The 12,507-nt window shown below is 50.3% G+C and carries 11 protein-coding genes; 1 reads left to right on the top strand and 10 read right to left on the bottom strand.

Features of this window, described 5'->3' with window-relative positions; genetic code table 11:
• Window positions 1-61 precede the first annotated feature (61 nt).
• Window positions 62-979 (bottom strand): 50S ribosomal protein L3 N(5)-glutamine methyltransferase, encoded by a 918-nt coding sequence (gene prmB, locus AB4876_RS17825; RefSeq protein WP_368383085.1) that lies wholly within the window; start codon window positions 977-979, stop codon window positions 62-64.
• 147 nt (window positions 980-1,126) lie between these two features.
• On the opposite strand from prmB, the gene folE reads away from it, so the two are divergent.
• Window positions 1,127-1,675, top strand: a complete 549-nt coding sequence (gene folE, locus AB4876_RS17820; RefSeq protein ID WP_368383084.1) for a GTP cyclohydrolase I FolE — start codon at window positions 1,127-1,129, stop codon at window positions 1,673-1,675.
• 99 nt (window positions 1,676-1,774) lie between these two features.
• Here folE and AB4876_RS17815 read toward each other — a convergent pair whose 3' ends face one another.
• The 9 genes from AB4876_RS17815 to lpdA form a co-directional block, all read right to left on the bottom strand.
• On the bottom strand, window positions 1,775-2,635 hold the full coding sequence (locus AB4876_RS17815; RefSeq protein WP_368383083.1) for an alpha/beta fold hydrolase: 861 nt from the start codon (window positions 2,633-2,635) through the stop codon (window positions 1,775-1,777).
• Window positions 2,636-2,667: 32 nt separating this feature from the next.
• On the bottom strand, window positions 2,668-3,147 hold the full coding sequence (locus tag AB4876_RS17810) for a SixA phosphatase family protein (RefSeq protein WP_368383082.1): 480 nt from the start codon (window positions 3,145-3,147) through the stop codon (window positions 2,668-2,670).
• A gap of 56 nt (window positions 3,148-3,203) precedes the next feature.
• Complete coding sequence (locus AB4876_RS17805) at window positions 3,204-4,220, bottom strand: NAD(P)H-dependent glycerol-3-phosphate dehydrogenase (protein ID WP_368383081.1); 1,017 nt, start codon at window positions 4,218-4,220, stop codon at window positions 3,204-3,206.
• Window positions 4,221-4,309: 89 nt separating this feature from the next.
• Window positions 4,310-6,214 (bottom strand): molecular chaperone HtpG, encoded by a 1,905-nt coding sequence (gene htpG / locus AB4876_RS17800; protein ID WP_368383080.1) that lies wholly within the window; start codon window positions 6,212-6,214, stop codon window positions 4,310-4,312.
• A gap of 102 nt (window positions 6,215-6,316) precedes the next feature.
• Window positions 6,317-7,996, bottom strand: coding sequence for an acyl-CoA dehydrogenase family protein (locus tag AB4876_RS17795; RefSeq protein ID WP_368383079.1), 1,680 nt, complete (start codon window positions 7,994-7,996; stop codon window positions 6,317-6,319).
• A gap of 19 nt (window positions 7,997-8,015) precedes the next feature.
• Complete coding sequence (locus AB4876_RS17790) at window positions 8,016-8,615, bottom strand: TetR/AcrR family transcriptional regulator (RefSeq protein ID WP_368383078.1); 600 nt, start codon at window positions 8,613-8,615, stop codon at window positions 8,016-8,018.
• Between the two features lie 151 nt (window positions 8,616-8,766).
• Window positions 8,767-9,639: a succinate--CoA ligase subunit alpha gene (gene sucD / locus AB4876_RS17785; protein ID WP_368383077.1), complete on the bottom strand. Its 873-nt coding sequence runs from the start codon at window positions 9,637-9,639 to the stop codon at window positions 8,767-8,769.
• Complete coding sequence (gene sucC / locus AB4876_RS17780) at window positions 9,639-10,805, bottom strand: ADP-forming succinate--CoA ligase subunit beta (RefSeq protein WP_008249944.1); 1,167 nt, start codon at window positions 10,803-10,805, stop codon at window positions 9,639-9,641. Before sucC ends, sucD begins: the two co-directional genes overlap by 1 nt.
• Window positions 10,806-10,945: 140 nt before the next feature.
• On the bottom strand, window positions 10,946-12,382 hold the full coding sequence (gene lpdA / locus AB4876_RS17775; RefSeq protein WP_368383076.1) for a dihydrolipoyl dehydrogenase: 1,437 nt from the start codon (window positions 12,380-12,382) through the stop codon (window positions 10,946-10,948).
• Between the last annotated feature and the right edge of the window lie 125 nt (window positions 12,383-12,507).

Below are 12,507 nucleotides of genomic sequence, written 5' to 3'. Positions count from 1 at the left end.
TCGCGGGGGCCAAATTCATTAATAAGGAATTATACGGTAAAGCGCTGACAAGGTCAGAGCCTCACGCAAAACTCGCCGCATTTTCAAGTAATTGTTTGCGACTCATCACGAACACGCCATGACCGCCGTGTTCAAACTCCAGCCACATAAACGGCACCATAGGAAACGCCGCATCTAAAGCAAGACAGCTATTGCCTACTTCAACAACCAACACCCCGTCGTCGCTTAGATAGTCGGCAGCCTCACGCAGAATTCGGCGAGTAATATCTAAGCCGTCGGGGCCGGAGGCCAAGCCTAGGGCTGGCTCGCGCCGATACTCCGCCGGCATGGCCGCAAGGTCTCCTGCATCTACGTACGGCGGGTTGCTCACAATCAAATCGTATTTCTGGCCATGCAGGGCTCCAAATACATCTGACTTAACTGTGCGCACGCGATCACTCAACTCGTGGCGCGCAATATTAATATCGGCAACATCCAAGGCGTCGCGGGAAATATCCACCAAATCTACGCTGGCATCTTCATATTGATAAGCACAGGCAATCCCGATGCAACCGCTACCAGCGCATAAATCAAGGATACGCTGCGGATACTCGCCCCCCAGCCACGGCTCAAAATCTTGAGCGATGAGCTCAGCTATCGGCGAGCGCGGCACTAACACCCGCTCATCCACATAAAATGATAAGCCAGCAAACCATGCTTCATGAGTGAGATATGCAGCCGGCAGACGCTCCTCTACTCGGCGCTTGATGAGCGCCACCACCCCCTCTCGCTCTATCATGGTTAAGCGGGCATCGAGTAAGCTTGCATCAATATCAAGGGGCAAATTTAGTCCGTGCAAGACCAGCACCCGCGCCTCATCGAACGCATTATCAGTGCCATGACCAAAAAACAGCCCCGCCCGACCAAACTCACTGATGCCCCAGCGCAAATAATCGCGAAGAGTATGGAGCTCACTACTGATCTCACTACTGTTGCTCACGGAGCCCTTCCTGTATACAAAAAGGCGATTTTACACTGCCTCGCGGGAATAATCCTGCCCTTCGGCTAATACGCGGCATAACAGTGTTTGGCAGCTGATGGTCTGTTTGTTACTATTCGCCCCCCGACAACGCGCTAAGGAAGTCCTGTGGAAAAAGCGTTTGCAGATATCATAAAAAAGATTGGTGAAGATCCCACTCGAGACGGCTTGCTCGACACTCCCGCTCGAGCAGCCAAAGCCTTTGAATTTTTGACCGAAGGCTATCGCCGCAACGTAAAAGACGTTGTGAACGACGCCCTATTCGACTCTGATTGTAACGAAATGGTAGTCGTATCCGACATCGAGCTGTACTCGCTGTGCGAACACCATTTACTGCCCTTTATTGGCAAATGCCACGTAGCTTATATTCCCAGCGGCAAAGTACTTGGTCTTTCGAAAGTAGCGCGCATTGTGGATTTATATGCCCGCCGCCTGCAGATTCAGGAAGGCCTCACCACCCAGATCGCAAAAACGATCATGGAAGTGACCGGTTCCGAAGGCGTTGGCGTTATTATCGAAGCCCGCCATATGTGCATGATGATGCGCGGCGTGGAAAAGCAAAATTCTGTTATGCGCACCAGCGCGATGCTCGGCGTGTTTAAAGAGAATAACGCGACTCGCACGGAATTTTTGGCGCTGATTAACCGCCCGAGTTAATTATTAGTGAGCCAGATACAAAAAAGCCCCTATATTTAGGGGCTTTTTTGTATCTGGCCGGTCAATAACATTAGGCTACGAGTTCAAGATAGCGAAGTATCAAAGCCTCTCCACACCACTCCGGTTTATAAATTCGCGTATCCACCTCGCCATATCCAGCGCCTGCGCATCCATATGGCAGTGGTGCTCGCCGGCAATGCTATGAATTTCAAACTTAGCCATTAGCCCTTCAGGCAATTTAGCCTGCCAGCGGCCAAAACCTTGATCTGCAACAATGAGTAAACTGGGCGCGGTAATGGCGGCCATAGTCGCCTGCACCTGCAACAAACTCAATTTAACTGGCGATGCCAGCTTAACGCGGCGATCGCTGCGCCAAAACACGCGACCCGCTGCATCGCGATAACTGCCACGCGCAACAATAAGGCGGGCCGCTGCATCAGACATCGGTGTTGCCCCGTGGCGCGCAGCTAGCGCTTCAGCAAAACTCGCATAGCCTGTGTCGCCGCGACTAGGCTGCGCAAAGTCATGCAAATATTTACCGAGCTGAGCCGGAAAATCAGTAGGGTCTTGAGGTTCTGGTAATAGGCCATCGATGCAAATCAAATGCGATATTCGCGCTGGCGCAGCCCCAGCTAGCAAGCTAGCCATTATTGCTCCACGCGAATGACCAAGTAGCACAAATTGCGGCCACCCCATTTGGTCCGCAACCGCCAAAACAAAGCGCAAGTCATCCCATATGGCGTAGTTTCCGGACGCAGGCTTATGATCACTTAAACCGTGACCAGGCATGTCTAAGGCGAGTAAATGCAATTCCGGCAGCGCGCTCGCTAGGGCGTCAAAGCTGGCAGCATTATCAAGCCAACCGTGCAGTGCAATCGCTGGAATACCCGCACTGCGCCACTGCTTGCCGCAGATATTTAGCCCGTCAACTAAAAACCGGCGTTCCTGACATTCAGACATTGATTACGCCCCCGAGCCAAGCAACCGTAAACTTAGCAGCCATTGTGGTTGTAATTTGGGTAATGACGCAACCACTGCAACGTAGCGCAACCTTGCGAAAAAACCTCCGCCGTCAACAAAGCCATACTGGCGGTTTGCATCCCCCAATAACTCTGGGCCTCACTGCCATGCCAATGATTAATAGCATTACTTAGCAAGGGGTTATGCCCAACTAGGAGCAAACGTTCACCGCGAAAAGTACTTAGCATTGTTTCAAGCTCAGATAGCGGAGTATCTGGACTCAGCGATGATTTTATGCGCAGGCGCAGCTGCCAGCTGCGGTTTAAAATTGCCGCAGTTTCGCCGGCACGCTTATAGGGGCTCACCCATATTTCGTCCGGCGCCCAATCTGTAGTCGCCAACCACTCTGCAGCGGCACTCACCTCAGTCTCACCCACTTCGGTTAGGGTCCGCTCAATGTCAGTTTTGGTATCCCACGACGCGGCACCGTGACGAACGAGCAAAATCTCCATAAACCCCTATTTAGCCTTGCCTATTTCCGCACTATTTTTAATTACTACTTACCCTGCTATTGCAGCGTAAACTCAACATCGCGGTTTTGTTCCGCACACATCATGGTACCAATGACCTCGCTGACCTTGCGACCATTGTAAATAATATCGTAGAGACCATGTACCAAGGGCATATATATATCAAGAAGCTCAGACTGCTCCTTCATCAAGCGGAGGGTATTCACCCCTTCTGCAACCTGGCCTAAGCTTTCCACCACCTCATTGAGATCGCGGCCCTGCCCCAGCTCATAGCCCACTCGATAATTGCGACTCAGCGGTGAGGTACAAGTAACAAATAAATCGCCTACCCCTGCCAAGCCCAAAAAAGTCAGCGGGTCTGCACCCTTTATCACCGCATAGCGACTCATCTCCGCCAGACTGCGGGTGACCAGCATGCTGATAGTATTGTGGCCGCAACCAAGTGCCGCCGCCATACCGGCAGTAATTGCGTAGACATTTTTCAATGCACCCGCCAATTCCACACCGTACATATCGCTGCCCGCGTACACCCGAAAATACGAGCACTGTAATAGCTCTTGAATCGTCGTCGTGACACCTTCGTCTTCACTGGCAATAACAGTGCCGGTAATCATCCGCGCCGCCAACTCCTTAGCGAGATTGGGACCACTCATTACACCAAGACGCACCTGCGGCAACTCTTCTTTTAAGACTTCGCTCATCAATTTATTGGTTTCGAACTCGATACCTTTAGTGGTACTTACCAAAATAGTACCTGGCGCAATGCAGTCGGCAAGCTGCCTTGCAACTTCACGACTGGATTTACTGGGAATAGAGAAAAACACTGCGTTACAGCCGGCTACGGTTTCCCGTAAATCAGTGCTGGCGCGCAGGGCTGGATTTAATTGAATACCAGGAAGATAAACTTCATTGCTGTGCTTGGTATTTACCTCATCCACTCGCTCAGCGGTTCTCATCCACTGGCAGGTATCATGACCATTATCAGCCATGATATTTGCTATTGCAGTACCAAAACTACCGCCGCCAATAATGGCAACCTTATGCTTATTACCCATAGTTCACACCCATTCTTTATTTGCTATGAGTTTATCACTGCTGCTAGAGACTAAAACAAAAAAGGCGGCTTTCGCCGCCTTTTTATTGATTATGCACTCAACTCTAAAAGTAATTTATTCAGTTTATGCACATAGCTCGCCGGATCGTCTAGCTGCGCGCCCTCGGCTAAGTGGGCTTGATCAAAGAGAATACCAACTAGATCAGCAAAGCGATCTTCATCAGCTTCCTTATCGAGCTTAAGCACCAAGGGATGCTCGGGATTTAACTCAAAAACGGGCTTGCTTGGTGGCAGAGCTTGGCCTGCGGCCTCTAGCATTCTGCGCATTTGCGCGCCCATATCGTCTTCAGTAACCACCAAACAAGCGGGCGATTCGGTCAAACGACTGGTCACCCGCACAGTTTCAACCTTGTCAGTCAAAACCGCATTTACGCGCTCTACCAAGTCTTTATGGGACTCAGCCAACTCTTCGTGGGCCTTTTTCTCTTCTTCGTTCTCAAGATCGCCCAGATCTAAGTCGCCACGACCAACATCCAAGAAAGCTTTGCCGTCAAACTCTGCAAGGTGATTCATCAGCCAGTCATCGACACGTTCAGACAGCAATAAAACTTCAATTCCCTTTTTGCGGAAAACTTCAAGATGAGGGCTACTAGTAGCAGTTTTGTGACTTTCGCCAACCACATAGTAAATTTTGGTCTGACCTTCTTTCATCCGCGCAACATAGTCTTCCAACGAATGGGTCTGCTCAGCTTTATTGTCGTGAGTTGTGGCAAAGCGCAGCAGCTTCGCGATTTTTTCTTTGTTGCTGAAATCTTCAGCTGGGCCTTCTTTCATCACCTGACCGAAGGCTTTCCAGAACTGCTGATATTTCTCGACATCACTCTTAGCGAGTTTACTTAGCATATCCAGCACACGCTTGGTTAAAGCGCTTTTCATTGCATCAACTGCTGGGTCTTGCTGCAGTATTTCGCGGGATACGTTCAAAGACAGGTCATTCGAGTCGATAACCCCTTTCACGAAACGCAGGTATAAGGGCAGGAATTGCTCAGCGTCGTCCATGATAAAGGTGCGCTGCACATAGAGTTTCAAACCCCGCGCCGCGTCGCGATTCCACAGATCCATCGGTGCTTGACCGGGAAGATACAGCAGGCTGGTGTATTCCAACTTACCTTCTACCTTGTTGTGACTCCAGTGAAGGGCTGGGCTGAAATCGTGACTCACATGCTTGTAAAAGGCTTGGTATTCTTCGTCAGTAACCTCGCTACGCGAACGCGTCCACAAGGCAGTGGCACTGTTTACCGCTTCAAACTCGGCCACTTTCTGCTCTTCGCCTTCTTTAGCGGCAGGGACATTTTCTAGCATTTGCACGGGAATACTGATGTGGTCTGAATATTTCTTGATAATTGAGCGCACCCGCCAATCATCGGTGAATTCAGTATCTTCTTTGCGCAAATGCAGAATTACGGTGGTTCCGCGCTCGGCTTTTTCACACGATTCAATAGAGAAATCAGCTTCACCGGTAGATTCCCAGCGCACTGCGTCTGCAGCAGTTAAACCGGCGCGGCGAGTTAGCACTTCAACCCGCTCCGCAACGATAAAGGCCGAGTAGAAGCCAACACCGAACTGGCCAATCAACTGAGAATCCTTCTTGCCATCACCGCTGAGATTTTTCAGAAACTCGGCAGTACCGGACCGGGCGATGGTGCCCAAATTATTAATCACTTCCTCGCGGGACATACCAATACCGTTGTCGCTCAGGGTCAGGGTATTGGCGTCTTTATCGAGGGTGATACGGATACGTAAATCGGGGTCGTTTTCGTAGAGCGCGCCATCGGCAAGCGCTTCGTAACGTAGCTTGTCTGCGGCATCGGACGCATTAGAAATCAGCTCGCGAAGAAAAATTTCTTTATTGCTATACATTGAGTGAATCATTAACTGAAGCATTTGCTTGGCTTCAGTTTGAAAACCCAGAGTTTCTTTTTCTGCTGTTGACATTATTTCCACCTTTTAATACTAAATTAAGTATGTCCGCCGCTTAAGACGGACAGTATTTGAAAGATGGGGACTTTTAGATGGTTTTCAAGAGTTCAGTACCACTTAATATTGCTCCGGCAGCACCCGTTCGAGTATCACTCCTAGATCAAGGCCATCGGGAAGACAGCCGTAAATGGCCTGCCGCCCCGCCAACCGCGAACGTATAAAGGCTTCTGCAACGGCAGACGGCGCGTAGCGCACTAATAGCGATGCTTGCATGGTCAACGCAAGTTGCTCGACTAATTGCCGCGCCTGACAGGCTGGATCTCGCAACTTTTTAAACGCGTCCTGCAACGCCTCTACGGCACGATCCAAGTCTGGGAAAAAGCCTGCCGAGCTGGCCAGCTCCGCAAACCACTGCTCAAGCACCGCGGGCGTTTTCGCAATGGCCCGCAGTACGTCAAGTGCCTGAATATTACCCGAACCTTCCCAAATGGCATTGATCGGCGCCTCGCGGTACAGCCGCGGCATAATGCAGTTTTCAATGACGCCATTGCCACCCAAGCATTCCATCGCCTCGTAAGCGTGCCCTGGCGTACGTTTACAAATCCAAAACTTGCCAACTGCGGTGCCTAAGCGCATTAATAGCTGCTCAGCGGGATCATCAGCATTGTCTAAGGCCCTTGCCATGCGCATGGTCAGCGCCAAGGAACCCTCTACTTCTAACTGCAAATCGGCCAATACATTCTTCATTAACGGCTGATCAATCAATCGCGCGCCAAACGCTTGGCGATTGCGCGCGTGGTGTACGGCCTGCACCACCGCTTGGCGTTGACCAGCGCTAGAGCCAACCATGCAATCGAAGCGAGTCAGTGCAACCATCTCAATAATAGCCGGAACTCCACGCCCTTCGTCGCCAACCATCCAGCCGTGAGCTTGACGCAATTCGACCTCAGATGAGGCATTCGAGACATTCCCCATTTTGTTCTTGAGTCGCTGCAAATACAGGCCATTTTTCTGCCCGTCTTCACGCCAGCGCGGCACTAGAAAACAGCTCAAGCCCCTCTCTGTTTTAGCCAACATCAGAAAGGCATCGCACATTGGCGCCGACAAAAACCACTTATGACCATTTAGCACATACAAAGCCCCGCTACCACGACCGCTGAGCGGAGTTGCACTCGTGGTATTCGCCTGAACATCAGAACCGCCCTGCTTCTCGGTCATGCCCATGCCAATGGTTACGGCGCGCTTTTCAAAATAGGGAATATTGTCAGACTGGTAGTCGTTTTCTAGAATTTTAGGCAGCCATGTATCGGCGAGACTCGGCGTCAATTTTAGCGTCGGCACCGAAGCGAAGGTCATGGTTAAGGGGCAGCCGTGACCGGCATCTGTTTGCGATTGCATATAACTTAGCGCCGCGCGCTGAACGTGAGCATGTTTGGCGCCCTTCCGCCAAGGTCCAGAGTGAATTCCTGCACTTAGCGCCATATTCATTAACTGATGATACGCCGGGTGAAACCGAACTAAATCGACGCGATGCCCGAACCGATCGTGAGTATCAAGCTGGGGTTTATTGTCGTTGGCCTCAAAGCCCCACTGAATAACATCAGCGCGACCACAGCGCTCGCCGTAAGCGCTAAGCGCAGCTTCATCTACGCCACCATTCGCCTTAAGGGCTTGCTGTAAAGCGAGATCGCTACTGAAAAGATTGTAATTTTCTAAGGCCAGCGACTGATTAAATACCTCATGGGTATCTGCGAGATTTAGGGTATCGGCATCTACACCTGAGTTAATCACTGGCATTATGTATTCCTCTATAAAATCAACATCGCGCACCAACGGCACGCAGACAAAATAATCGTAGCGCGGCAATCGTATCCGCATCGCATGCTGGGCTATCAAGAGGCCCTAGTAAGCTTTCTGCCATTGCGCCAACCAAGGCCGCGGCCGAAAGCGCCGCACTCTGTGGAGCAAACTCGCCACTTACTATTCCACTCTGAACCACTGTTTCGAACAGCGCGGTATAGGTTTTTCGGTACTGTAATCTAGCTATATCTACCGCCGGGTCGACCGGTTCAGCTATGAGCGCCCACGCTAGTTTCGGTGCAGCAAACGCGCGCACCGCAAACACCTCTGCCGCCGCAGCCAAACAGGCAGCGGGACCGCCACTACCATTCAACGCCTCACGAACGGCACTGACTTCGCGACTTGTCGCGCGCTTAAACACTTCGGTCGCAAGCTCGTCCTTACCACTGAAATAGCGGTAAACCGTGCCTACACCAACTCCGGCGCCTTCGGCTACAGCTTGAATAGTGAGGGCCCCAAAGCCACCCTCCCGCACCAAAGCTTCTGCGGTGTGCAATAAACCGGATTTTTGCGCTACTTTGCGCTGCCTGACTAAATCTGTCTCCCGATATGCCATGCTATTTTCCAACCTTCAACACCAACAAGTGAATCATGATTCACACCTTCAAGCAAGAAGCATTTCTCCGCACAAGAAACATCTCCAAAAGTGAATCAACAGAACGCAAAAAGGCGGCCGAAGCCGCCTTTTCTAACAAAGCATGTCGATCTTACCAGCCGGTAATTTCTTTCAGTGCTTTGCCGATGTCCGCCAATGAGCGAACTGTTTTAACGCCTGCGTCTTGCAGGGCAGCAAATTTCTCATCAGCAGTACCTTTACCGCCAGAGATGATTGCGCCAGCATGACCCATACGCTTACCAGCAGGTGCAGTTACACCAGCAATGTAAGATACAACAGGCTTAGTTACGTTTGCTTTGATATAAGCAGCCGCTTCCTCTTCAGCAGAACCGCCGATCTCACCGATCATAACAATCGCTTCGGTCGCTGGATCTTTCTCGAACAAAGCGAGAATGTCGATGAAGTTAGAGCCTGGGATCGGATCACCACCGATACCAACACAGGTAGACTGACCAAAACCGTAGTCAGTAGTCTGTTTAACCGCTTCGTAGGTCAGGGTACCTGAACGTGACACGATGCCGACTTTACCTGGCAAATGAATGTGACCAGGCATAATGCCGATCTTGCATTCGCCTGGGGTAATAACACCTGGGCAGTTAGGTCCGATTAGGCGAACGCCCATCTCGTCACACTTAACTTTACACTCAAGCATATCCATTACTGGGATGTGCTCAGTGATACATACGATCAGCTTAATACCAGAAGTAGCTGCTTCAAGGATAGAATCCTTACAGAACGCTGCCGGTACATAAATAACTGATGCGTCTGCGCCAGTTGCGTCAACAGCTTCTTTAACAGTATTAAATACTGGAAGACCAAGGTGCTCAGTGCCGCCTTTACCTGGCGTTACACCGCCAACCATCTGCGTACCATAAGCAATTGCTTGCTCAGAGTGGAAGGTACCCTGACCGCCGGTAAAACCTTGACAGATTACCTTGGTGTTTTTGTCGATAAGAATAGACATTATTTGCCCCCTGCTGCTTTAACAGCTTGCTCAGCCGCGTCAGTTAGACTGGTTGCCGCGATGATATCGAGGCCAGAATCAGACAGCAGTTTAGAACCTAGCTCTGCATTATTACCTTCTAAGCGAACCACAACCGGTACGGTAACGCCGACTTCTTTAACTGCACCGATAATACCTTCGGCAATCAGGTCACAGCGTACGATACCACCGAAGATGTTAACCAATACCGCTTTAACATTGGTGTCTTCGAGGATGATTTTGAAGGCTTCAGTAACACGCTCTTTAGTTGCACCACCACCAACGTCAAGGAAGTTAGCAGGGAAACCACCGTGTAGAGAAACGATATCCATAGTACCCATGGCCAGACCTGCGCCGTTTACCATGCAACCGATGTTACCGGTTAGAGCAACGTAGTTAAGATCCCATTCTGCCGCGCGCGCTTCGCGCTCGTCTTCCTGTGAAGGATCATGCATTGCCTTCAGTTCAGGGTGACGGTACATCGCGTTAGCATCAACAACCAATTTGGCATCCAAGCAGTGCAGATTGCCTTCGCTAGTAATAACCAGCGGGTTGATTTCCATCAAGGCCAAATCTTTGTCTTGGAACAATTGTGCCAAGCCCAAGAAAATCTTAACAAACTGCTTAACCTGAGTTGGGTTTAAACCCAACTGGAAAGCCAGCTCGCGGCCCTGGTATGGCTGTGCGCCAGTCATTGGGTCGATGATTGCTTTAAGAATCTTCTCTGGAGTCTCTTCTGCAACTTTCTCGATTTCAACACCACCTTCGGTAGATGCCATGAAAACGATACGACGTGATGAACGGTCTACAACTGCACCCAAGTACAATTCTTGATCGATATCGGTGCAAGATTCAACCAGGATTTTAGACACTGGCTGACCGTGCTCATCGGTCTGGTAAGTTACCAGGTTTTTACCCAGCCACTTTTCAGCAAATGCCGCGATCTCTTCTTTGCTGCTAACCAGCTTAACGCCGCCAGCTTTGCCACGGCCACCGGCGTGAACCTGGGCTTTAACAACCCATTTATCACCGCCAATTTTATCAGCTGCTGCTGCAGCTTCTTCCGGGGTATCACAGGCATAACCTGTAGAAACAGGTAGCCCGTATTCGGCAAACAACTGTTTGCCCTGGTACTCGTGAAGGTTCATGTTGGAATTACCATCTCGGTCTGTGGAAGTGTTAAGCGAGTTAGATCCTGTCAGTGACTTGGCCCGCTCCCTCTGCACATTGCAGTAACAACGCGAATTCGGGATGCGTATTTTCCCGAATTTCGCGCACTACCGCAAATCTATTTACGCTTCTTGCGATTTGGCATGTGTATAGCCTGACCATTTACTGCCAAAGCAGCTTCATGAACAGCCTCAGAAAGAGTTGGATGACCAAATACGGTCAGGCCAATATCTTCTGCTGACGAGCCAAATTCCATAGCGATAACAATCTGTTGCACCAAATCAGCGGCGCTGGCACCAATGATATGGCAACCCAAAATACGGTCGGTTTCTTCATGAGCAATCATTTTCACCATGCCGGTTGCATCATCCGCGGCAACGGCACGACCAATAGCTGCAAACGGGAAAGTGCCCACTTTATAGGGAATACCGTCGGCTTTAAGCTGTTCCTCGGTCTTACCAACACCCGCAATTTCAGGGTGAGTGTAAATAACGGAAGGAATACAGTCGTAATTCATCGCAATTTTGTGCCCAGCAATACGCTCGGCTACCATCACGCCTTCCTCGGAACCTTTATGAGCTAGCATTGGGCCGCGAACTATATCGCCCACTGCGTAAATACCTGCCGCATCGGTTTCGCAATAATCATTAACGAAGATGAAACCGCGCTCATCGAGGTTGACTCCGCAATCAGCCGCTAACAAGCCACTGCTTAAAGGCTTGCGGCCGACGCAAACAATCAACTTATCAAAGGTTTCTGATTTCTCTTCGTCTTTGTAAGTGTAATTAACCTCTACCTTACCTTTACTGGTTTTAGTGCCGGTAACCCGCGCACCCAAACGAATATCAAGGCCCTGCTTCTTAAATACTTTAGCGGCTTCTTTTGCAATCTGACCATCGACCGCAGGTAGGAAGGTATCTAAGGCCTCGAGAACGACTACTTCACTACCTAAGCGCGACCAAACACTACCTAATTCTAGGCCGATAACACCAGCGCCAATCACGCCAAGCTTGCCCGGCACACTCTGGAATTCAAGCGCACCGGTGGAATCAACAATGATATCCTGATCAACAGGCGCAGGTGGAATCGCCACCGGCACCGAACCAGCGGCAATAATGATATTAGCGGCTTCAAGCACCGAAACACTACCATCGGCAGCAGTAACTTCAACCTTTTTACCAGCAAGAACCTTGCCCGTGCCCTCTATCGCGGTTACACCGTTGGCTTGAAACAGGCCGCCGATACCGCCAATCATTTGCGCTACGACCGCGTCTTTACGCTTGATCATCGCCGGCACGTCAATGCTTACGTCACCAGTAGCAATACCGTGAACTGCAAAATTATCTTTTGCTTCATGGTATTTATAGCTGCTGTCCAACAGCGCCTTGGAGGGAATACAACCTACATTTAAGCAGGTACCACCCAATGCCAACTTATCGGATTTATTGCGAGCTTTTTCTACGCAGGCCGTTGTCAAACCTAGCTGGGCCGCTCGAATAGCCGCTACGTAACCCGCTGGGCCGGAACCAATTACTACTACATCAAACTTTGACATTGTCACTTCCTGTTCTTTAGCCGGTACTTAAGGATTGCAAACAAGCTTTAAGGACTTCAAGAGATACGAGGCAGACGAGCTACTCAGGTAGCTAATCCGCCTTAGCTGGCACATACATCTCTATT

The organism is Zhongshania guokunii (assembly GCF_040892635.1).
Lineage (GTDB): Bacteria > Pseudomonadota > Gammaproteobacteria > Pseudomonadales > Spongiibacteraceae > Spongiibacter > Spongiibacter guokunii.
The sequence above is the reverse complement of the archived record's forward strand: the minus strand, read 5'-3'. Positions and strand labels throughout refer to the sequence as shown.

Excerpts from the sequence above, each read along its gene's own strand:
- AB4876_RS17815 (WP_368383083.1), bottom strand. The coding sequence starts at position 2,635 with ATGTCTGAATGTCAGGAACGCCGGTTTTTAGTTGACGGGCTAAATATC.
- AB4876_RS17810 (WP_368383082.1), bottom strand. The coding sequence starts at position 3,147 with ATGGAGATTTTGCTCGTTCGTCACGGTGCCGCGTCGTGGGATACCAAA.
- AB4876_RS17805 (WP_368383081.1), bottom strand. The coding sequence starts at position 4,220 with ATGGGTAATAAGCATAAGGTTGCCATTATTGGCGGCGGTAGTTTTGGT.
- htpG (WP_368383080.1), bottom strand. The coding sequence starts at position 6,214 with ATGTCAACAGCAGAAAAAGAAACTCTGGGTTTTCAAACTGAAGCCAAG.
- AB4876_RS17795 (WP_368383079.1), bottom strand. The coding sequence starts at position 7,996 with ATGCCAGTGATTAACTCAGGTGTAGATGCCGATACCCTAAATCTCGCA.
- AB4876_RS17790 (WP_368383078.1), bottom strand. The coding sequence starts at position 8,615 with ATGGCATATCGGGAGACAGATTTAGTCAGGCAGCGCAAAGTAGCGCAA.
- sucD (WP_368383077.1), bottom strand. The coding sequence starts at position 9,639 with ATGTCTATTCTTATCGACAAAAACACCAAGGTAATCTGTCAAGGTTTT.
- sucC (WP_008249944.1), bottom strand. The coding sequence starts at position 10,805 with ATGAACCTTCACGAGTACCAGGGCAAACAGTTGTTTGCCGAATACGGG.
- lpdA (WP_368383076.1), bottom strand. The coding sequence starts at position 12,382 with ATGTCAAAGTTTGATGTAGTAGTAATTGGTTCCGGCCCAGCGGGTTAC.